A 21,500-nucleotide genomic window follows, 5' to 3' on the forward strand; every position below is an offset into this window, starting at 1 on the left:
CGGCTTCCTATCCCCTATTTTTCGGTGAGCAGCACCAGGTAGGGCGTGAGATAGGTCATGCGCAGTCCCTGCATGCGCGCGAGATTGTTCAGGCCGTGGTCCAGCCCCTCCAACGAGAGGACCGCACTGACATGAGCACGCGCCGTGCGCTTGCCGAGCAGCACGATCCGACCCGGGCGGTAACGATCCAGCTCGGCCAGCGCGTCCTCGAACGGCATGTTTTCGATGACGATCCGTTGCTCACGCCATTCCAGATCGATGTGCTCGTCGAAAGCCACGATCTCCGACGAACACGCGCAGCGCCCGGCGCCCACGTGGATCGGTTCAGGCTTGTCATGTGTGCTCACTGCGACGAGCCCCTTCGTCACGCGCACTGCGAACGTGTCGTCTGTTCGGCTGACACTGAACGCAGTGCCGACGGCTTCAGCGATATCCGTGCCTGCGTGGACGCGGAAGGGATTGTCGCGATCCGGCTTTACGTCAAACCAAGCCTGGCCTTTCAGCAACTCAATGGCGCGCTCCCCCGCAACGTGATGCACGGCCAGCGCGGAGTTCGTATCGAGAATCGCCGTCGAGCCGTCCGGTAATGTGACTTTCGCGATCTCCCCCACCTCCGTGGCGTGATCGGCCTTCCACCAGATGATCGGATTGCCCAGCCAAATGAACAACGCGAGGCACGCAGCCGCCAGTCCGCCGACGAGCGTCGCGTTACGGCGGCGATCGCCTGCCTTGGCCGCTGCGGGCAAGCTCGAACCCACTCGTTCACGCAGCGACTCGACCTGCCGCCACGCTGAACGTGCACTTTCAAAGGCCCGCCGGTGTTCCGGATTCGACAGCCACTGCTTGAGCGTGCGCATGTCATCCGCACTCATTTCGCCGGACGCGAGCCGCAACACCCAGCGACGGGCCGACTCGCTCAGCACAGAATCGACGCTCGCGTCACTCATGTGCCCGCGCCTCCGCCTCGATCCGATTCCGTGTCTCCTCCACACAGCGCAACGCGCGTCGCATGTGCTTTTCAACGTTGGTGCGCGATATTCCCAGACGCTCGGCGATCTCGCGCTGGGTCAGCCCGTCGAATCGATTGAGATAGAACACAAGCCGCGCCCGCTCCGGCAGACGCTCGAGCGCCGCATGCAATAGCGCGAGCTCATCCTCCGCTAACGCCTGGCGCTCCGGCGAGATTTTGTCTTCTTCAGTCCAAAGCAGATCCTGCACTTCTTCGAGTAACTCCGAACGCCGCCCTTCGACCCGCTCGTGATCGATGGCCAGATTGCTGGCGATCTCAAACAGAAATGCGCGAGGATTCTCGACCTGAGCTTCCGGAACGCGCAGCGTGCGGAGATAGACTTCCTGCGCGACATCGCGTGCGGTAAACAGGCACCGCAGGCGTTTGGCCAGGAAGCGAATGAGATCGCCCTGATGCTCGGAAAAAGCACGCACCAGCGAGGGGGCCTGCTCCAGACCCTCGCCCCCACCGCCCCCGATGCTGAGGTCCGTGTCCCGCGCCATTCCCCGTTGCCCGCCGTGCGCCGTTTGAATGGCGACCAGATGGAACGAGTGCGGGTGGCAAAGGCCGCACTATCCGTTGGCGGCCCCGCGCAGGATGTGGAGCTTGGCGGTCTTGTCCGGCCGGGTCAGGTACGCCCGCATGATGGCCAGCTGCGACTCGGCCCAACTCACGATTTCATCGACCGTCGCGTCCGCGCTGAACATGGATTTCAGATGGCCCGCCATGCTGAACAGCAATAGCGGCTCCGGCTTGAAGCCGACCTTGAATCGGGACCACAGCCCTTGCTGCAACCGGACATTTACTCGCGCCACTCGACCGTAAGGCTCGATGCGCCGTGCCAGGGCTTCCATTCGTAAGCTGCGTTTCGGCGCATCAGCATGACCGTTGTTGTGGAAGTAGACGATGGTCGGCGCCGGATAGCCGCGAAACGCCTCGTCGAATGTCTCATCCGTGAGCGCCAGGACCGACGGCATGGTTTCAGCCGCCAATTGCTCGCAAGCTCGCGTCCACTCCTCCGTGCCCAGGTACGCCTGCAACCAGGCCTGGTAAGCGGCGTAAGCGCGATGCTCATTCACTGTCATGTCAGCATCGCGCAACGTCGCAACTTTGCGGCGTGCACTTCGAAATAATTCCAGCGCGAACGCCAGCCGGGTTTCCGAGGCAACGCGCACCTCCACTGGGAAATCGATCAGACCGGTCTGCTCGATCACGCGCGGCGTCGGCTCCAGGATTCTTTGCACGTCGGCGTACGCCTCCAGAATCTCCCGTTCCTTTGCTGTGAGTGGCGCCTCCTCCACGTTCAAATCGACCTGCCGACGGACTTGATTGGCTTTCAACGTCGAGAAGCGTGCCCAGGCCTGAAAGATTTCCTCCGGCTCGAACGGCGTCTTCGCGCAGGCTGCGTAGAAGCGCTCGTCGTGAAAGCGCTTCGAGTTACGAAAGTCAGATTCCGCCATTGCGCGTTACCACTTGCTACGAATCGAAACCAGAAAGCTGCGCGGTTCGCCATACCAGTTGCCCGATGACGAGGAGCCGGTCGTCTTGTAATAGCGGGTATCGGTGAGGTTGTTGATATTCAGCGCAATCGACCAATTGCGAGCGACATCGTAATCGAGCCGCGCCGACCAGACGGCATACGCGGACTGAGTGTAGCTGTAGGGGATGTTCTGTCCCGTGGCACAGCTGCTCACGCCCAAGGAGTTGGGCGGACCCAACTGCGCGCAGGCGCTGCCAGCCAGGAACGCTTTTGACTGCGCCTGGACACCTCCGGAAACGGTGAGTCCGCGCGTCCACCGCTCGTCCGGCAGGCGATAACTCGTCCAGAGCTTGAAGAGATGTTCGGGTTGCTGGCTGCGCAGTACCGTGCCTTCCGTAGCGTCATCCTTGTAGAGCGCCAGATCCGCGCCCCGATATTCGTTTTCGTTGAATGTGTATCCAGCCGCTACTTGCCAGCCAGGGAGAACCTCACCGGCGATTTCCAGATCGACCCCCTGGCTGAATTCGCTGATGTCGAAGCTCGTCAGATAACAACATTCGATGCCTGGCGCCACAGTGCCGCGAGAGTAGCGATTGCCTGCATTGTCCACTCTGATGCTGGTGTTGATCGAGCCGTCCGGATTGCGGGCGTAGCTGCTCGGGTCCACTCGCGCGAAGTCCTCACGACTGATGCGGTAAGCAGCCAGCGTTGCATTGAGCGCGCCGTCGCGAGCTTGCCACTTCAACCCCGCTTCGATATTCGAGCCGGTGATCGGCGCCACCGGCTCCAGGTCGCGATCGAGAAACTTCGCCTGACTCTCATAGATATCCGTATAGCCGACATAGGCCGTGAGATCGCTCCGCACATCGTAAGAGAGCGACACTGCCGGCGGCCAGGTCAGGTCGTTATCGTCATACTCTTGATCGGTCGGTAAGATCGGATCGCCGATTTGGCGACCGACACAATTGTTGGCCGCGGGCGTGCCCGAGGTCGGAATGCTCGAGCACAGATTGTCGGAGTGGAGCCTGGATCGGTAGTAGCTGTAGCGGATACCGGCGTTGAGGTGCCAGCGATCGAACGCCGTCAGTCGCAGATTCAGATAGCTGCCGTACTGGATGTTGCCATTGCCACGAACGCGCTGATTGGGCAGCGGGTCGCGCGGCTCGGCATAGAGTGCATCGTTCGGGTCGAAATTGAAGACATCGATCGGCGGACGCGCGCCGTTCGGCGAGCCGGTGTAGTACGTCGGCCCGCCCGGGTAGGGCTGATAAGGCACCGTCGAGCTACCGGCGATCAAGCTCTCATATCCTTTGCGACCGCCACCGTTGGTATCGACGTAGTTGAAGCCGAGCGTGATCTCCTGGCGCTGACCGAACAGCTCGATACCGCCGAAGAAGGTCGCTTCAGTAGCGAGTTGATCGCTGGCATAGTCGGTGAAAAATCCCGTGAGCAACGGGCCGGCGTTGGTCAGCGGATTGACCGGCCCCGAGGCATAACCGAACTTCTGCTTGCTCTCCTGCTCGTTGCGCGTCACGGTGAGCTTCGCGGTCCAGTCATTGCCGAGCTTCTGCTCGAGCGCCGCGAACACTTCCGTCGTCTCGAAGTCCCAGTGATTCCAGGGAAAAACGAACGAGGTATGGCGTGGCAATTTGAGATCGTCGCCGTTCTGATAGCGAGGCAAGCCGCCATACCACGGCACGCTGTTCTCCCGAGTGTGACTGATGCCCGCGTTGATCAGCGTCGACGATGTCAGGTCGTATTCCACGATGCCGTAGAGCAAGGTTTTGTTGTCTTCCGCGACATCGTAGAAATATCGATTGTCCTGATAAGTCACGATCGCGCGCCCGCGCAGTCCGCCACTCGCCGTCAGCGGCGCGGAGGCGTCGAGTACGGCGCGATAGTTGTCCCACGAGCCCGCCTGCACTTCCGTCGCTACCTGCGGACGATCGAGCGGCTTTTTTCGAACCAGGTTGATGCTGCCGGAAGGTCCGCCATATCCATTGAGAACGCCGGTGGCGCCGCGCAGGATTTCGACGTGATCGTACTGAGCCATATCGATCTGCGGGTAAAAGCCGAAGCCGGTCTTCAACGGCGGTCCGCCATCGATCTGAATGCTGGTGATCTCGAAGCCGCGTGAATAGAAAGTGTTTTGCAAGCTGGTCACGCCCTGGACCAGGGTAATGCCAGGAGTCTGCGCCAGCGCTTGGTTGAAGTCGGTGATGTTTTGCTCTTCCATGCGCTGCGCGGTGATGACGCTCAGCGACTGCGGCACCTCCTTGATTGCCTGCGGCGCCTTCGAGCCGATCGTCAATGCTCCGCTCGTAAAACTGCCAGTGCTCTCGGTCGCTGTGATATCGCGTGAGCCATTGATGCCATTCACCGCAGCTCGATCCGCTCCTTCCACCCTCACCGGCCCGAGCGTGCGCGTCCCGTTTGTTTTATCCCGCTCGATGCTCACCGTCTTCTGACCGACGAGGCGATATCTGAGTCCAGTGCCGGCGAGCAAACGTTCGAGGGCTTCGGGCACGCTCATCGAGCCGGACGCACCGGCGGTCTTCGCGTTCGCGGTCATCTCGGTGGAGTACACAAGCTGAAATCCGCTCGCTTCCGCGAAATCTCGCAACGCGCGGACCAGATCGCCGGCGGGAATATTGAAGCTCGTCTTGTGCTTGAGATCGGTGACGGGCTGCTGTGCTTGCGCAGGCGTCAGCGGCGCGATGGAGCTGAATGTGCAGGCCAGCGCGGCGACGATGAATGCGCGCAGGCGATGTGACGAATGTGACATTGGGGATGGCTTCCTCGACCTGTCCGTTCAAGTCGCGACATGTGCGACCTACTGACAGGACGACGATGCAGGACGCATCGCGCCTAACCCCGATTTTTTATATCAGCGCACGATGGTGAGCCAAGGCGTCAGATGCAGGACCGACAAGCCGTGACTGGTCGCGATGGCCTCCAGGCCTTCATCGAGTCGGTCGAGCGTGAGGATCGCGCTCACCGACTGCGCCTGCCCCTCGCCCAGTAACAGAATGCGCCCGGTCCGATAGCGCTCGATCTCCGCGAGCGCGTCGTCGAGACTCAGATCGTTCAACGCAATCTTGCGCTCACGCCAGCTGAGCGCGTCGGCCTCGGTGAACGCATGCACGCGGGCCGCGTCAGCATCGAGGTCCGCTGCCATGCCCGCCGTCAACTCCGCCGCCGTCGCACCGTCGCGGCGGACCTCGACGATGCCTTTGGTGACTTCGACAGAAACGCCGCGATTGGCTCGGGTCACGCTGAATGCAGTGCCTTTCGCCACGGCCTCGACATCGTCGGCCGCCACGATAAACGGCCGCTCCGGCGCGTGCCGAACGTCGAACCATGCTTCGCCTTTGAGTAGGCGAATGCGCCGCGTGTTCGCATCGTAGGCGACATCGATGGCGGAGTCGGAGCTGAGCCAGGCTTTCGAGCCATCCGGCAAGTCCCAGGCCCGGATCTCGCCGACGTGAGTCGCATGATCGGCCTGCAGCCAATGCACCGGATTGCCAATAGCGATGAACATGACGAGCATCGCAGCGATCGCGCCGCCGACCGGCATCCAGATCCGCCGACGTTGACGCGCGCGTTCTTTATCGCGAGCTATAGAGCGCTCGAAAACTTCACGCGTGCGCTCCAGTTGCAACCAGCGATAGCGCTCGCTACGAAACGCCTCCGAATGCTGTTCGGACGCGTCGTGCCAGAGTCGGAACTCGCGCATCTCCTCGGCCCGGATTTCTCGTGACGCCAGTCGAGCCACCCAGTGCTGGGCCGCCTGGCGCACGGCGGTGTCGGTGCCTTCCGTCACTTGATTCGCGTCTCGCCGAGCGCCGCGAGTGCGCGACGGACATTCTTCTCAACCGCGGTCTTGCTGATGCCCAGGCGAGTGGCGATCTCGCTCTGGCTCAAGCCTTCGAAACGATTCAGATAAAACACTTCACGACAGCGCGGCGGCAGGTGCTCGATGATCCGGCTCACCCGCGTGAATTCTTCGGCCGCCAGCGTCAGTGCTTCAGCGGACCGGTCCGGTTCCGGCTCCAGCCAGAAGCTCGCCTCCGCCAGGATCTCCGCGTGACGTTTGCTGGTCTTGCGAGAGTCGGAAGCGAGATTCGCCGCGGTACGAAACAAGAACGCCCGCGGATCGCTGATCGCCACGTCGGATTGCGAGGCACGCAGATACGCTTCCTGTGCGATGTCACGCGCCGTCGCGAGACATCGCAATCGCCCGGTCAGGAAGCGAACCAGATCGGCATAGCTTTGGACATAAGCGTCGTCGAGCGCGGTACACCCCGCCGCGCCCTGCGCCATCCCTTCATTACATGACATGCCGACCCGGCGCCATGACCTGTCCCCAGCAACCGAAGCTCGTTGCTAGAACGAGCGAAGGCTGCCGGGTCCGCAAGTTCCCGCAATCTCAGAATCGGCCTCGCAGGCTCAACATGAAGTTGCGGGGCTCGCCGTACCAATTCCCGCTCGTAGGACCGCTGGAGGTCTTGTAGTAGCGCTTGTCCAATAAATTGTCGCCATTGATGCCGATCGCCCACCGGTCGGAGATGCGGTAGTCAGCCCTCGCCGCGACCACGGCGTAGGTCGGAATGATGTAGTCATAGTCGACCGTTTGGGCGCAGCTGCTCACGCCCAACGCATTCGGCGGGTTGAGCCGGGTGCAGAGCGTTCCCGCTCGATACGCCGTCGTCCGTCCGTTCGCACCGAGGGACAAGGTCAGGCCACGAATCCAGCCCTCCGCGAAACTGTAGCTGGTCCAGAGCTTGAGCAGGTGCTTCGGTTGGGCCGAGGCGAATGGCGCTCCTTCCGGATCGCTGCGAAAATATCTGATGTCCGCGCCCCTGTATTGGTTCTCGTTATAGGTATAGCCGGCCGCGAACTGCCAGTCAGGCAACACTTCACCGCTCACTTCCAGATCCAGACCCTGACTGATGAGCGTGTAGTCGAACCCGTCGTCGTAACAGCAGAGGACGCCCGGCGTGACCACGCCGCCCACATAACGATTGCCGGCATTGTCGACCAGGACGGTGTTGTCGATCGAGCCATCCGGCCGGCGCGGGTAGCTGTCCTGATTGATTTGCGCGAAGCCCGTCTGTTCGATGCGATAGACCGACAGCGTGTTGTTCAGCTTGCCGCCGCGTGCCGCCCACTTCAACGACACCTCGAGGTCCGAGCCGGTGATGGGCTGGGACGGATTCAGATCGCGATCGAGCTTATTGGCCTGGCTTTGATAGATATCGGTGTAACTGACATGGGCCGTCATCGCGCTGCTGATGTCGTAGGACACAGTGACGGTCGGCGGCCAGCTCAAGTCGTCATTGTCCCAGCGCTGCACGATCGGATTGGTGGCATCTCCGATCTGGCGGCCGGCGCACGCCCCCGTCGTTGTCTGAGTGCACAGATCTTCCTGATCGGTCGAGGACTTGTAATTGCTGTAGCGAATACCCGTGCTGAGGTGCCAGCGATCGAAGGCGGTCAGACGAACGTTGAGATAGGCGCCCCACTGCTGTTGGCCCACGTAGTGATAATTGATCTTCGGCAGCGAGTCACGCGGCTCCGTATAGAGCGGATCGTTGGGGTCGAAGTCGAACACATCGATCGGCGGCGCCGTGCCATTGGGCGAGCCGGAATAGTAGGTCGGTCCACCCGCATAGGGCTGATAAGGTGCGGCCGCGGTTCCCGATATCAGGTCGAGATAGGCGAGCTGATCGTCGGCACGGGCTTCGGCGCGACTAATGCCGACGGTGATTTCCTGGCGTTGCCCCAAGAGCTCGAAGGTACCGGCGAGGGTCGCTTCGGTGGCCAGTTGCTCGTTGGCATAGTCGTTGGCCATCACGACCAGAATCGGCCCCGCATTCGTCAACGGGTTGACCGCGCCGCGGCTGTAGCCGAGCTTTTGTTCGCTCCGCTGTTCGGAGCGGGTGACGTTGAGCTTCGCGGTCCAGTTATCGCCGAGCCGCTGTTCGACGCCGCCGAAAATCTCGGTGGTCTCGAAATTCCAATAATTCCACGGGAAACACAGACAGGTCGAACGCGGCAACTTCAGATCGTCACCGGTCTGGTAGCGCGGCAAGCCCGACATCCAGGGCACGCTATCCTGTCGTGAATGACTGAAGCCCACGGTCGCCATGGTCGTGTCAGTCAGATCCTGTTCCAGGATGCCGTATAGCAGAGTCTTGTTGTCGCCAGCGGTGTCGTAGAAATATTCGTTGTCTTGATAGGAAACGACCGCGCGGCCCCGAAGTTTTCCATCGAACGCCAGCGGCGCCGTGGCGTCCAGCACCGAGCGATACGTTTGCCACGAGCCCGCCTGCGCTTCCAATGTCACCTGAGGACGGTCCAGAGGCTTCTTGCGAACCAGGTTCACGGTACCCGAGGGCTGGCCATAACCGTTGTAATAAGCGGCCGCGCCGCGAAGGATCTCGACGTGGTCATACTGCGCCAGATCGATCTGCGGATAGAATCCGAACTGCGTCGTCAGCGGCGTGCCACCGTCGATCTGGAAATTCTTGATCTCGAAGCCTCGGGAGTAAAACGTGTTCTCCAGGCTCGTATTCCCCTGCACCAACGTAACACCGGGCAACTGCTCCAGTGCCCCGGTGAAGTCGGTGATGTTCTGTTCTTCCATGCGCTGAGCGGTCAGGATGCTCAGCGACTGCGCTACATCCTTGATCGCCTGCGGCGTCTTGGATCCCACCGTCATCGCGCCGGTGGTGAAGCTGCCCGTTCCTTCGGTGGCCGTGCTATCTCGCGAGCCATTGATGCCGCTCACCGCGGCTCGGTCCGCACCCTCCACCCTCACCGGCCCGAGCACCCGTTGACCGCCCTTCGCCGCTTCGACGGAAATCGTATGAGCATCGATGAATCGAAACGTGAGCCCCGACCCTGCGAGCAGGCGTGACAGTGCCTGGTCCAGGCTCAATCGTCCTTTGACCTCGCCGCCGCTACGGCCGCGAGTCAGCTCGGACGATGCAATCAGTTGCAGACCGGTCAACTCAGTGATAGCGACCAGCGAATCCGCGAGCGACTGCGCGGGTAAGTTAAACGCGTAGGTAACGGCGCGGCTTTGCGTCGTCTGGGCCGCCGCGGGCTCGATGGCAGACACGCCTGCCAGGGCGAACAGCACCGGCGCCAGGCACGGTCCATAGTTCTTTGCTCTCATCGCTGACCTCTCGATCCCATGGATAGCCATGAAGACGAGCGGCCCGCGCGGCCTGAACCGGTTTTTTATGAACTATTTATTGCCGGGCGGTCAGCGAATGACCGTAAGCAGCGAACCGACGCGATACACGCGCACGCCCTGAGTCTGCTCAATGGTCGCGAGAATTCGATCCGGATCGCTCACATCGAACACGCCGGTGACCTGAACGTCGCGCGCCCGCTCGCCCAGGAGCAGGATTCGTCCAGAGCGATAACGGGTCAACTCCGTGGCGATATCGGCGAGGCGCGCGTCGCGAACGATGAGCCGGCCCCGCAGCCAGGCCGTGGCTTCCTCCGCGTTGATGGTGCCAACGCCACTCATCTCATCGTCGCTCCAGGTCACTGATTGACCCGCGGTCAGTGCGACTTCTTTTGTTCCGTCGCGCAAGCTGGCGACGACGTGTCCCTGCGAAACCGTAAGGATTACCGCGTTATCCAGGCGCTTCACGGCGAACGCCGTACCTGTGACCTGAATGTGAGCCGGGCCCGCGGCGACGTGGAATGGACGCGTGGTGTCGTGGGCTACTTGGAAATAAGCCTCGCCAGCGACCAGCTCGACCTGACGTTCCGACGTCGAGACCTGCCAGTTCGCAGCGCTGCCGCCGTTCAGCGTCACCTCGCTGCCGTCGTTCAATTCGACAGCACGCAACTCACCCGCCGAAGTTCGCTCATCGGCCGTGAGGGAAGCCACGCCGCCGACAGGAGTCGCCATCCATCCTAGAATCGCCGCACCGACAATCGATGCGGCCACCGCGCCGAGCCACGGCTGCTTGCGCCGTTTGCGTTCAACTGCGCGTGTGTTTGCATCCTCCGCGCTGGTGCCCAGGTCGCCAAGCATTCGCCACACGTCTTCCATTTGACGAAATGCCTGCTCATGCTCGGCACTCTGCGCTCGCCAGCGAGTGGCGGCCTCATGGTCCTCGGCCAGTGCGCGTCCAGAATTCAGGCGCACGAGCAATTGCCGCGCTTCGGCTTCCAGACGAGTCTCGCCGCCTGAGATTGAGTGCGACATCATGACTTGCCACCGCGACCATGGAGCTTGCGATAGCAATGGGACAGCGCCTCGTTCACATAACGACACGCCATGCTTTCCGAAACCCCGAGCCGCGCGCCCACTTCCTTCAAGCTCAGTCCATCGAGCCGATTCCACAACAGCGCCATGCGGATTTTTTCGGGAAGGTCCGCCACCGCTTCCTGCAGCCGTTGCACGGCGACCGCATTGGCCGCCGCGCTCTCCGGGCTCGAGGTCGGACACACCTTCTCGGCGGCATCCACGCCCTCCTCGAAGATGGTCGCTTCGACCTGCTTGCGTCGACGCCGATCGATCAGCAGTCGACGCGCCACCTGAAATAGATACGCCCGCGCATTCGAGATCGATTCCTGCGCCGGCACGCTCAGCAGCCGGACCAGCACATCCTGACGAAGATCGGCCGCGTCCTGCGCCGAGGTCGTGCGGCGCTTGAGAAAGCTCAACAGCTCCGCACCATGATCGCGCGCCACTCGTTCGACAGACGTCGTCCCGCGCGGCGAGCTGTCAGGCTCTGGCGCGGGAGGTTCCGGACAAGTCAGTTCGCTGACACTGGACATGCTCCCTGAAACGTCTGGAGCCTGCCGGTACCGCAATCGGCGTCAGAAACTGCCCCGCAGAGTCAGCGTGAAGCTGCGCGGCTCGCCGTACCAGTTGCCGGCATCGCTCCTGCCGATGGTCTGGTAGTAAGTACGGTCGGTGAGATTGTCGACATTGAGCGCCGCGCTCCAGCGGGAATCGATGCGATAGGCCGCGCGAGCTGCGAACACGGCATAGCCGCCCTGAGTGAATGAGTAAGGGAGCTGACCGCCGTTCGCCGTGTCGCAAACGACATTGCCCGCGGCATTGGTCCTGTAAAGCACACAGACGGTGCCCGCATAGAAACCTTCCGTCTGTGCATTGACCCCCAGGCCCAGGCTCAGCCGCTGCAACCATTCCCCTCCCTGGAACTGATAGCTGCTCCATAACTTGAGCAGCTGCCGGGGTAATCTCGACACCAGCGGCTGGCCCGCCCGAGTACCGACGTCGCGGCCTTTGTATTCGTTCTTGTTGTAGGTGTACCCGGCCGACAGTTGCCATCCGGGCAGCAACTCACCCGATACTTCCAGGTCCGCACCTTGGCTCAGCGAAGTCACATCGGCCTCGGTGGTGTAGCAACACTGATGCATGCCGTCGGGCGCGGTCCCGGTCAGAGGATGACCGGTCAATTTCCAAGCGAAGTCCTCCTGCTTCAGCCGATAGATCGACAATGAGGCGTTGAGCCGGCCGTCGCGCGGCGCCCATTTCAGACCGCCCTCGAAATTGCTGCCCGTCACCGGATCGATCGCGCTGCCGGACGGATCCATGTATGTGGATTGCTCGTTATAAATATCGGTATAGCTGCCGTACGCAGTCAGCGTGTCGGTGATGTCATAGCTCAGCGACCAACCCGGCGGCCAGCTCATGTTGTGCGTGGAATAGCCAATCGAGGTCGACCTCGTAACGTCGCCGACATTCCGGCCCGGACAATTGGCGGCGGCTCTGCAAAGCGTTTGATTCGTCCCCTGGGCTTCATAGTGGCTGTAGCGCAGGCCGAGATTGATGTGCAGCGGTCGCCAGAACGTCAACCGCAAGTTGCTGTAGGCACCCCATTGCTCGGTCCCATATTCGGGATAGCGTTGAAAGGCCGGCACCGACCCCGGTTCGAGATAGCTCTCAGGATGGAAATCGAGGACATTGACCGCGGGCGAGGCGACGTTGTTACCGAGCACGTCGGCGTAGTTTTGATACCCCCCGCCGTCGACTTTCGCGTAGTTCATTCCCGCCACCAGCTGCTGGCGATGCCCGAACAGCTCGACGCTGCCGTCCAACGTCAGATCGGCTGACTGCTGCGCGCTGGCGCGATCGCCCATCGCGGCGCTCATCGTCGGCCCCGCGAGAGTCACTGGATTGACCGGGCCCGCGACCGTGCCGAGCTTGAAAGAGCGCTGCTGATCGATGTCGGTCAGATTCAACTTGAGCGACCAATGCTCGCCCAGGTCTTGCTCCAGGCGGGCGAAGACTTCCGTGGTATCCATGTCTTCGCGACTCCAGGAGAAACAAAGACAGGTACTGCGCGCCAAGCCCAAGTCCTCGCCATTCTGATAACGCGGCAGACCGTTCCGGGCCGGGAGCGAATGCTGTCGGGTAATGCTGAAGCCCGCGCTGAGCGTCGTGCTTTCGGTGATGTCTGTCTCCAGCACTCCGTAAGCCAGCGTCTTGTTGCTGTTCGCAAGGTCGTAGAAATAATCCTGATCCTGCCACACCAGCACGCCGCGCCCCCGCAGCTTGCCGTCGAAGCCCAGCGGCGCCGAAACGTCGATCATGGTCCGATAGTTGCTCCATGAGCCGATCAGCCCTTCGACGATCACTTGTGAATGATTCAACGGTCGCTTGCGCGTGAGATTGATCACGCCACCGGGATCGCCATACCCATTGAACAGGCCGTCGGCGCCGCGCAGTATTTCGACGTGGTCGTACAGCGCCATGTCGATCTGCGGGATGAGCCGGTAAGCTTCGCTCGTGGCACTGCCGATGTCCGGGCTCGCCCCGCCGATATCGATCGGCGCGCCGCCATCGATCAGCAACCGTTGAATCGCGAAGCCTCGCGAATAAAAGGTCGGTTCGCCCGGACCGTTGCCGCCCACGATCATGCTGACGCCGGGCGCCCGATTCATCATCGACGTGAAGTCGGTGAGATTCTGATCCTGCATCTGCTGCTGAGTGATGACGCTCACCGACTGCGGCGTATCCTTGATCGATTGAGGCGTCTTACTTGCGATGGCAAGCGCGCTGCTCGTGTAACTTCCGGTCCCTTCGGTCGCCGTTAGATCGGTGCTGCCGTTGATGCCGGCAACTGGCGTATTCACGCCCTCCACGCGCACCGGCCCCAGTTTTCTCGTGCTTCGCTCAGCGGTGGATTTCTCCAACGTGACTGCGCTCGCCGATGTGAATCGATAGGTCAGCCCGCTGCCCGTGAGAATGCGTTGAAGCGCTTCGGCAGGCTCCATTTTTCCGGACAGCGCCGGCGCTTTGAGATTGGCGACCAGCGCGCCGTCATACACGAGTTGTAAACCGAGCTGTTCTGCCAGGACGTTGAGCGCGGTGCCGAGCGGTTGCGGATCGACTTTGACGCTCACGGGCGCGGCCATCGCCGAGAGAGGCAGCGTTATCGCCAGTAACAATCCCGCAAGTCGCGAACCGCGTGCGGCGTGCAGATTTCCCGTGAACACGTGTCGTCCCCAGTGTCGATGCAGTCAACATGCTGCATGCAGAAGACGAACGTTCGATGTCGACCCGTAAAAATTTCTAGCGCAGGACGACGAGGTACGGTGTGATCTGGGTGAGCTGAATATCGAAGGCCGCCGACAACGTGCGCAGGCCCTCGTCGAGACGGTTCACTTGAAAGACGCCACTCACCTGCCGTCGACGCAGCTTCGGGCTCGCGATGACGATGTAGCCGGCGTGGTGGCGAGTGAGCTCCGCAATCACGTCTTCCAGGGGCGCCAGTTCAAAGACCAGCACGCCACGCTGCCACGCGAGTGCATTGTCGATGTTCGTGCGCTCCCTCGCGAGCACTTCCGAATCGAGATCGTAGCGAGCGTGCTCCCCCGCGCTCACGTACACCGACCCATCGTCAGGCGTTGTAACAGAGACGACACCTTCGCTCACGACGACGTCGGTGACGCTCTGGTCTCGACGAACCGAATACACGGTGCCGACAGCAGTCGCGGTGACCTTCCCCGCGTGAACGACGAAAGGTCGATCGTGATCGGGCATCACCTCGAACGATGCCTGTCCGGCCCGCACGGTGATATTGCGAGAGCCGGGGGAGTAGTCCACATCCAATGCGGTTCCCGAGTCCATCCTCACCGAGGAGCCATCGTCGAGCGTGATCGAACGTTGCTGGCCGCTCGCGGTTCGGTAATCGGCCGTCCAATGGCCATTGACGACGATCAGCCCCAGTCCGATAGCGAGCGCCAACGCGGCGGCAGTGGCGAATCTGCGCACCGGAGAATGTGTGTGTGCTGCCCGAAATGCGGGCGGCGCTGCCAGTTGCCACAGATGACGCGCACGCTCGAACGCCGCACGATGCTCATCGCTCAGCTCGCACCAGGCACGCGCCGCTTCGACATCCGCAGCGCTCGCCTGCCCCGACGTGAGACGCACGACCCACTCAGTCGCAACCCGATCGAGACCGGAATGTTGTGAGATCGCCATGGTCATCGGGTCATCGCTCGAGCCGCTCGCGGAGAAAATCCAACGCCGCGGCCATATGTTTTTCCACGGTGCTGACCGAGACGCCGAGTTGTTCGGCAACCTCCTTGTGAGCCAATCCTTCGTAACGACACAACTCGAACACCCGACGGGTCAATGGCGCAAGCTCCTCGACGCTCCGCTGTATCCGCTCGAGGTCATCCCGTGCGGCCAACGCATCATCCAACTGCGCGGGACTTTCACCTGTCACCGCATAAAGATTCTCGAGCCCCTGCTCGAACACCGATTGCCGGGCCCGGCCACGCACATGATCGATCGCCAGATTGCGGGCGATCCGGAAGATGAAAGCGCGCAGGTTCTCGACGGGCTTCAACGGCGCCGTCGAGATCAATCGCAAATAAGTTTCCTGAGTTATGTCCGCAGCCGTTTCCGGGCAATGCAGCCGGCCATTCAGAAAGCGCCGCACCTCGGGCGCATGATCGCTGAATGCTTCCGCCACTTGCTCTGGTTTGACTGTTCGCGCCATCACATTCAGAACGAATGGATGGCGCGCGGTCCGCAAACGAGCTAAGCGTGGAACCCGAGCAGCTTGCCGCCGATGGCTGTTCGGCTACCCAGCGCATCCTCGACCACCGCAGCAGCATCCGCTGCCGACACCTTTCTGCCTTTGTTGCAAGCGAGACTGAACTGCGCAAACCGCCGCACCAGTTCCTTCATGAAAGACGCGCTCGCCCCTGCGGTCGCTGCGACCGTGGCTGTGACGACGCCCTCTTCGAAGCTGAGCGACTTGCCGTAGAGCTCCAGCAACCGTGCGCGGCAACCTGCATCCGGCAGCGGAATCTCGATGGCCTCGTCGATTCGACCGGGCCGCGAAGCCAGCGCCTCCTCGATGGCGCCAGGCCGATTGGTGGTCAGAATGAAAAGAATTTCCGCTTCCTCACCCAGCCCGTCCATCTCATTGAGCAGCCGGTTCAACGTGGCTTCGGTCGAGCAGGCGCCGCCCATTCCCTCGCGCGAACGGCCGATGAGATCGACGTCTTCGAGCACGAACACGCTCGGCTGCAGTGCTCGCGCCATGGTCATATAAGTACCGAGGCTCGCCACTTGCTCAGCCGTCACCAGGATCGTCGTGTGCTCGGGCAACTGCGATGTGAGATAACGAATGAGATGCGTCTTGCCGGTACCCGGCGGGCCGTAGAGCAGGATTCCCTTGCGCGTGGACTGCCCGAGCTGACGAAGGCCCTGGCGATGAGTAATGTGCTCGAGCACGTGACGCTCGACCCGACGCAGCGTGGTGTCCTCGAGGATCACGCTATCTCGCGCCACTGTCGGCACACGATGCACGAGCATGTCGGCACGCATGCCGCTGTAGTCGGACGCGGATTCGAACGACAGCGTCTTGCCGCGATAGAGCCGCGACGCGGTCGCCGCTTTGGTCAGCGTCTCGAACAAACGCGTTGCCACGCTCAGCGACTGCGGCGACGTGACCGCTTCGACGATCGAATAGCGTCCCCTGGGCTCGACCACCCGCGACATCATGACGGCAACCGGCTCGCCCTCGACTTGGAACAGCCATAACCCGTTGCTGATCGCGGAGAAAGGCTTATCCGCTCCCACGTCGACGTCGAAGCGCTGCACGGGGGCGATCTGCAACGCCTGCTCTCCCATGATCAGCATGCTGGATGCGTACAGCGGCTGCATCGGATGATGCTGATGCAGGCCCAGCAGAATCGGTTTGTATCGTTCCGTTTCGGCCACCAATGCGGACTGCAAGTCCGGCAACAGGTGTGCGGCGAATTGACGTCGTGAGGTTACGACGGAACTCAGCCGCTGCGCGCCGAAGTGATCCTCGAGCGCTTGCCGCGCGTAATTGTAATGACGTTCCACTCTGTCTGACTCCTGCTCGCGTTGATCATGGGGGAGCGGCTACAGGTCTGCAGCCGCCCTGAGTCAACGAGCAACGGAGTCGGACGCCGCACTCAGTCTCAAAAATTGCCGCGAAGTGACAGTGTGTAGCTGCGCGGGGTGCCATACCAGTTGCCGCCGTTCAGACCGCCAACCGACTGATAGTAGACCTCGTCGAAAATATTCGTGAGATTGAGCGCGGCGGTCCATTTATCGTTTACCCTGTAGCCGATCCGCCCCGACACCACATTGTACGGCTCCACCGTGTACTGAAAGGGAATGAGACCGCCCGTGCAGAGCGAGGCTCCAGTGTATGGATTGGGCTCGGTCAGCTGATCGGCCGGGCAGCTCTCACCGGCGCGATAGCCCGTCGATTGGCCGTTGATACCCGCTGAGATCGAGAGATTCGAAAGCCAGCTGCCCAGTCCGGCCGCGCCGAAATCGTAAGTCGTCCACAGCTTGTAAAGATGTTTCGGCTGGATGGTGAGGAACGGCTCGCCTTCATAGCCGGTGTAGCCGCTACCCTCGTAGCGATTGCGGGTGAACGTGTAACTGGCGGAAACTTGCCAACCACGCACGATCTCACCGGCGACCTCGCTGTCGATGCCTTCACTGATTTCGGTCTGATCGTCGCGCTGGACGGAGCAACAGGTGTGATACGCATCCACCTGGCCGTTCACCAGCTCCGTGCCGTTGTTGGTGATGACGATCTGGTTATTGTCGGCGTCCCGGTAGATCGATCCGTCCGGATTGCGCTTGTACCGATCCTCCGTCTGGCTGAAGCCCTGCTTGTGGATGCGATAGACAGCCAGCGAAGTGTTGATGCGACCATCGCGCGCGGCCCACCTGAAACCCAGCTCCATATTGTCGCCGGTGATGGGATCGATCGGTTCGAGATCGGCGTCGAGCACGGTGGATTGATCGATATAGATGTCGGCGTAACCCAGATAGGCCGACACGCTGTCCGTCACATCGTAGGAAAGCGAGATCGCAGGCGGCCACGCGAACACCTCGCCGGTGTAATAACGACGGGTCGGACTGTAAGGATCGCCGATCTGACGACCGACGCAGTTTCTCGGACCGGGCGTGCCGGTGGTCGGTATGCTCGTGCAGAGCGAATCGCTCGCGCTGGCGACTTCGTAGCGGCTCCAGCGCAATCCGGTTTGCAGATGCAAGCGGTCGAATGCAGTGAGTCTCAGATCAGCATAGGCGAGCGTTTGAGTCGTCTCCTGCTCCGACGCGCGCATGTTCGGCATGGGATTGCGCGGCTCTGTATAGATGGGATCGAATGGATCGAACGCGAAGACGTCGATGAGCGGAGTGGCGACCCGAGTGTTGGGACACACCGTGGCCGAGGTGCAATACAGCGGCCCGCCCGGATAAGGTTGGTAAGGTGCGGTGGCCGAGCTGGTAAACAACGTTTCATATTGTGTCCGGCCGCCGAGATCCCGCTTGCTGTGGTTGGCGCCGATCAGGATCTCCTGACGCTGACCGAATATCGTCAACGCGCCGGCCAGCGTCGCTTCTCCGGACAGCTGATCGGAGGCCGACTTACGATACGTCCCCAGAATTCTCGGCCCACGACCGTCGATGGGATTGACCGCGCCATAACTGTAACCCGTTTTCCGCTCGTTCGACTGCCGGTTGCTGGTGACGTTGAGCTTTGCCGTCCAGTCCGCACCGATTCGTTGCGCGATGGAGCCGAACACCATCGTGGTATCGACACTCGCTCTGTTCCATGGAAACACCAGAGCGGTGTCGCGCGGCACGTCCAGCGCCGCACCCGACAGATAACGAGGCAGGCCGTAGCTCCAGGGCACGCTGTCCTGATTGGTCTTGCTGACACCGGCGGTAATGAGCGTCGTCGGCGTGAGATCGTAATCGAGCACACCGTAGATCAGCGTCTTCTCGTCCTCGGCGATGTCATAGAAATAATCGTTGGACTGCCAGGTCATCACCGCACGACCGCGAAGTTTGCCGTCGAGAGTCAATGGACTGTTCGCATCGAGCACGGTCCGGTAGTAATTCCAGCTGCCCCATTCCGCATCGAGCGTGACCTGTTTGCGATCGAGCGGCTTCTTGCGGACCAGATTGATGGTGCCGGATGGATCGCCATAGCCATTGAACAAGCCCGCGGCACCCCGCAGCACCTCGACATGATCGAATTGCGCCAGGTCGATCAACGGGACGTAGTCGTAATTGGCCTGAGTGTTCAGGGACAGCGGCGCACCGCCGTCGATCTGGATCGAGGTGATCGCATACCCGCGCGAATAGAAGGTTGTGTCGAGATTGCTTTCCGTGCCGCTGACTCCTCCCTGCACCAGCGAGATGCCCGGCGCCTGCTCCAGCGCGCGGGTGAAGTCGTTGATATTCTGCTGTTCGATCTGCTCGTTGCTGATCACGCTCACCGACTGCGCTGTTTCCTTGATGGAGCGCGGCGTTTTGGAGCCGACGCTCATCGCGCCGGTGGTGAAACTGCCGGTGCCTTCCGTCGCTGTGACATCGCGCGAGCCGTTGATTCCATTCAACGCGGCCCGATCCGCTCCTTCCACTCGCACCGGTCCGAGCGTACGTGTCGTCTTATCTGTCGGCGCCGGCACCAACGTCGCGGTGGTCGGCGAACTGAAGCGATAGGTAAAGCCCGTGCCCGCCAGGATCGTCCGCAGCGCTTGTTCGCGAACGAAGCTTCCCGCCAGCGGCGCCGATTTCAATCCCTGCACTTTCGCCGACTCGAAAACGATTTGAATGCCGGTCTCGTCCGCGAGCTGTAACAGCGCCGTGCTCAACGCCTGCGTCGGAATGTTCAACGCGAACTTCTGTTGATTGCCCGTCTGCACCGTCTGCTCGCGACTTTGCGCTTGACCCGGCGTGGACCACGCCGTCAAGCACACGGCCACCGTGCCTAGTTTGAATAGAACTCGTTTCATCCGCTACCCGCTCCCCGTTCGAGACATTTCAACCTGTCCCTCATGTGACGCCCGAACGTGGCCGACTCAGTAACAGAAAATCGTTTGCGGTATTCGAGCGGTCGGCTCGTTTGCACCCAGAAGCCCTCCTCCGCACGCGATGACAACCACCCCGCCCCGCGATCTGAAGAGTCTGTTTCTCCGTTATTCCGGGGAACTGCGGCTCTATCTCGCGCGACAGATCTATTGCACGCATACCGCGGCGGATCTGGTGCAGGACGCCTTCGTCCGACTGGCACAGCAGCCACTCGATGCGGGCGAAACGAATCCGCGCGCCTACCTCTATCGGGTCGCACATAATCTGGCGATCGATCATTTCCGCACCGAGGAGCGGCGTCAGACGATCGTCACACCCCACGAGGAGATGGTCGATATTCCGGACGAGGCGCCGGTCCCCGAGCATGTTCTGCAGAATGCGCAGTGCTTGAACGAGGTCGAGCGGGCGCTCGCGGAGCTTCCCGCGCTGACCCGTCAGATCTTTCAACTGAACCGCATCGACGGCTTGACTCACTCGGAAGTGGCCCGGCAGCTGGGCATCTCCGACAGCTCGGTTCAGAAACATCTGTCGCGAGCGCTACAGCACACGATGCAACGCCTGCGTCGGTTGAGCGAGTGACGATGATGGATCGCACCTCTTCCGCAGCCATCGATGCCGAAGCCGCCGACTGGGTGGTCCGCCTTGGCGCCGCGTCCCTCGATCCTCACGAGCAACGCGCGCTGGAGGAATGGTTGGCAACGAGTGCCGAGCATCGTCGTGCGTTGGAGTTCGCGCAGTCGACGTGGAGAGTTATGGGGCAAGTCGCGGCTGGCACACCTTCGGCCGAGGCAGCGACGTCAGCGAGCTTCACCCGTTCCGTATCAGGACCTCGGTTTGCGAACCGGCGCGTCGGCCGACCGCTCGCATTGGCAGCTTCCCTCTTGGTCGGCGTCGTTGCACTCGGCACGATCAGAGACATTCCCTGGGTCGCACTCGGTGCCGATCATTACACTCGCGTGGGCGAAGTGCGCCGGGTCGAGCTGAGCGACGGCAGCGTCGTCACGCTGGATACCGACAGCGCCATCGCTGTCGACTACTCCAACAGCAGTCGACGGATTCACCTGCTCGCCGGCACAGCCAAATTCGACGTCGCCGCCATCGACAATCCATCCGAGCGTCCCTTCATCGTCGCCGCCTCCGACGGCACCGTTCGAGCCTTGGGCACGAGCTTCGTGGTGGAACGCCAGGACGATGAAGTGACCGTGAGCGTCGTGGAACACAGCGTCTCGGTCGAGCTCCATTCACTGCCTGACGAGCAAGTCGTGCACACGGGCGAGCGCATTCACTACGGCGATACTCTTGGCACGATCGACAACATCGACCCCGCTCGCGTCGCTACCTGGTCGCGGGACCGTTTGCTATTCGATAACGTGCCGTTACGCGACGCCGTCAAACAAATCAATCGCTACCGAAAGCCCCCCATCGTCGTAGCCGACGCCGCGCTGGCCGATCGTCTCATCAGCGGCCTGTTCCGACTGGACGAGCTGGATCGGGCGGTCGACATGATTGCAACGGAACTGGGCGCGCGTACCGCGAACGTGCCGGCGGTAGTGACGTTGATGTACTGAGCATGGAGCGGGTGCCGCCGCCGAACGGATGTCGGCGGCGACACGTTAGGC

The 21,500-nt window shown here is 61.6% G+C and carries 16 protein-coding genes; 2 read left to right on the forward strand and 14 right to left on the reverse strand.

Going from position 1 to position 21,500, the window contains the following annotated elements:
• Positions 1 to 14: 14 nt before the first annotated feature.
• The 14 genes from ACFPN2_RS31995 to ACFPN2_RS32060 form a co-directional block, all read right to left on the reverse strand.
• Positions 15 to 947 carry a FecR family protein gene (locus ACFPN2_RS31995; RefSeq protein ID WP_380604329.1) on the reverse strand — a complete coding sequence of 311 codons (933 nt, stop codon included), beginning with the start codon at positions 945 to 947 and terminating at the stop codon, positions 15 to 17.
• Positions 940 to 1,512, reverse strand: coding sequence for an RNA polymerase sigma factor (locus ACFPN2_RS32000; RefSeq protein WP_380604331.1), 573 nt, complete (start codon positions 1,510 to 1,512; stop codon positions 940 to 942). Before ACFPN2_RS32000 ends, ACFPN2_RS31995 begins: the two co-directional genes overlap by 8 nt.
• A 69-nt stretch (positions 1,513 to 1,581) precedes the next feature.
• The gene (locus ACFPN2_RS32005) at positions 1,582 to 2,469 is read right to left on the reverse strand and encodes a YbbN family protein (protein ID WP_380604333.1); all 888 of its coding nucleotides are present in this window, start codon (positions 2,467 to 2,469) and stop codon (positions 1,582 to 1,584) included.
• 6 nt (positions 2,470 to 2,475) lie between these two features.
• Positions 2,476 to 5,274 carry a TonB-dependent siderophore receptor gene (locus ACFPN2_RS32010; protein WP_380604335.1) on the reverse strand — a complete coding sequence of 933 codons (2,799 nt, stop codon included), beginning with the start codon at positions 5,272 to 5,274 and terminating at the stop codon, positions 2,476 to 2,478.
• Between the two features lie 102 nt (positions 5,275 to 5,376).
• Positions 5,377 to 6,312, reverse strand: a complete 936-nt coding sequence (locus ACFPN2_RS32015; protein ID WP_380604337.1) for a FecR family protein — start codon at positions 6,310 to 6,312, stop codon at positions 5,377 to 5,379.
• Positions 6,309 to 6,830: an RNA polymerase sigma factor gene (locus ACFPN2_RS32020; RefSeq protein ID WP_380604339.1), complete on the reverse strand. Its 522-nt coding sequence runs from the start codon at positions 6,828 to 6,830 to the stop codon at positions 6,309 to 6,311. The genes ACFPN2_RS32015 and ACFPN2_RS32020 overlap by 4 nt, the downstream gene beginning before the upstream one ends.
• A gap of 88 nt (positions 6,831 to 6,918) precedes the next feature.
• Positions 6,919 to 9,672: a TonB-dependent siderophore receptor gene (locus tag ACFPN2_RS32025; RefSeq protein ID WP_380604340.1), complete on the reverse strand. Its 2,754-nt coding sequence runs from the start codon at positions 9,670 to 9,672 to the stop codon at positions 6,919 to 6,921.
• Positions 9,673 to 9,762: 90 nt separating this feature from the next.
• On the reverse strand, positions 9,763 to 10,725 hold the full coding sequence (locus tag ACFPN2_RS32030) for a FecR family protein (protein WP_380604342.1): 963 nt from the start codon (positions 10,723 to 10,725) through the stop codon (positions 9,763 to 9,765).
• Complete coding sequence (locus ACFPN2_RS32035; protein WP_380604344.1) at positions 10,722 to 11,297, reverse strand: RNA polymerase sigma factor; 576 nt, start codon at positions 11,295 to 11,297, stop codon at positions 10,722 to 10,724. The genes ACFPN2_RS32030 and ACFPN2_RS32035 overlap by 4 nt, the downstream gene beginning before the upstream one ends.
• 42 nt (positions 11,298 to 11,339) lie before the next feature.
• A complete protein-coding gene (locus ACFPN2_RS32040) occupies positions 11,340 to 13,988 on the reverse strand; it encodes a TonB-dependent siderophore receptor (RefSeq protein ID WP_380604346.1) in 2,649 nt (882 codons plus the stop codon).
• 76 nt (positions 13,989 to 14,064) lie between these two features.
• The gene (locus ACFPN2_RS32045) at positions 14,065 to 14,982 is read right to left on the reverse strand and encodes a FecR family protein (protein WP_380604348.1); all 918 of its coding nucleotides are present in this window, start codon (positions 14,980 to 14,982) and stop codon (positions 14,065 to 14,067) included.
• Positions 14,983 to 14,986: 4 nt separating this feature from the next.
• Positions 14,987 to 15,472, reverse strand: coding sequence for an RNA polymerase sigma factor (locus ACFPN2_RS32050; protein ID WP_380604350.1), 486 nt, complete (start codon positions 15,470 to 15,472; stop codon positions 14,987 to 14,989).
• A gap of 68 nt (positions 15,473 to 15,540) precedes the next feature.
• Positions 15,541 to 16,860 carry an AAA family ATPase gene (locus tag ACFPN2_RS32055; protein WP_380604352.1) on the reverse strand — a complete coding sequence of 440 codons (1,320 nt, stop codon included), beginning with the start codon at positions 16,858 to 16,860 and terminating at the stop codon, positions 15,541 to 15,543.
• A gap of 98 nt (positions 16,861 to 16,958) precedes the next feature.
• Positions 16,959 to 19,805, reverse strand: a complete 2,847-nt coding sequence (locus ACFPN2_RS32060) for a TonB-dependent siderophore receptor (RefSeq protein ID WP_380604354.1) — start codon at positions 19,803 to 19,805, stop codon at positions 16,959 to 16,961.
• Between the two features lie 139 nt (positions 19,806 to 19,944).
• Here ACFPN2_RS32060 and ACFPN2_RS32065 point away from each other — a divergent pair, with 139 nt between their 5' ends.
• Both ACFPN2_RS32065 and ACFPN2_RS32070 read left to right on the forward strand, forming a co-directional pair.
• On the forward strand, positions 19,945 to 20,460 hold the full coding sequence (locus tag ACFPN2_RS32065; RefSeq protein WP_380604356.1) for an RNA polymerase sigma factor: 516 nt from the start codon (positions 19,945 to 19,947) through the stop codon (positions 20,458 to 20,460).
• Positions 20,461 to 20,462: 2 nt separating this feature from the next.
• Positions 20,463 to 21,449 (forward strand): FecR family protein, encoded by a 987-nt coding sequence (locus ACFPN2_RS32070; RefSeq protein WP_380604358.1) that lies wholly within the window; start codon positions 20,463 to 20,465, stop codon positions 21,447 to 21,449.
• The last annotated feature ends 51 nt before the right edge of the window (positions 21,450 to 21,500 follow it).

This window comes from Steroidobacter flavus, from assembly GCF_042651805.1.
Taxonomy (GTDB): domain Bacteria; phylum Pseudomonadota; class Gammaproteobacteria; order Steroidobacterales; family Steroidobacteraceae; genus Steroidobacter; species Steroidobacter flavus.

Coding starts and splice junctions, on each gene's coding strand:
- ACFPN2_RS31995 (WP_380604329.1), bottom strand. CDS start 947: ATGAGTGACGCGAGCGTCGATTCTGTGCTGAGCGAGTCGGCCCGTCGC.
- ACFPN2_RS32000 (WP_380604331.1), bottom strand. CDS start 1,512: ATGGCGCGGGACACGGACCTCAGCATCGGGGGCGGTGGGGGCGAGGGT.
- ACFPN2_RS32005 (WP_380604333.1), bottom strand. CDS start 2,469: ATGGCGGAATCTGACTTTCGTAACTCGAAGCGCTTTCACGACGAGCGC.
- ACFPN2_RS32010 (WP_380604335.1), bottom strand. CDS start 5,274: ATGTCACATTCGTCACATCGCCTGCGCGCATTCATCGTCGCCGCGCTG.
- ACFPN2_RS32020 (WP_380604339.1), bottom strand. CDS start 6,830: ATGTCATGTAATGAAGGGATGGCGCAGGGCGCGGCGGGGTGTACCGCG.
- ACFPN2_RS32025 (WP_380604340.1), bottom strand. CDS start 9,672: ATGAGAGCAAAGAACTATGGACCGTGCCTGGCGCCGGTGCTGTTCGCC.
- ACFPN2_RS32030 (WP_380604342.1), bottom strand. CDS start 10,725: ATGATGTCGCACTCAATCTCAGGCGGCGAGACTCGTCTGGAAGCCGAA.
- ACFPN2_RS32035 (WP_380604344.1), bottom strand. CDS start 11,297: ATGTCCAGTGTCAGCGAACTGACTTGTCCGGAACCTCCCGCGCCAGAG.
- ACFPN2_RS32045 (WP_380604348.1), bottom strand. CDS start 14,982: ATGACCATGGCGATCTCACAACATTCCGGTCTCGATCGGGTTGCGACT.
- ACFPN2_RS32060 (WP_380604354.1), bottom strand. CDS start 19,805: ATGAAACGAGTTCTATTCAAACTAGGCACGGTGGCCGTGTGCTTGACG.
- ACFPN2_RS32065 (WP_380604356.1), top strand. CDS start 19,945: ATGACAACCACCCCGCCCCGCGATCTGAAGAGTCTGTTTCTCCGTTAT.
- ACFPN2_RS32070 (WP_380604358.1), top strand. CDS start 20,463: ATGATGGATCGCACCTCTTCCGCAGCCATCGATGCCGAAGCCGCCGAC.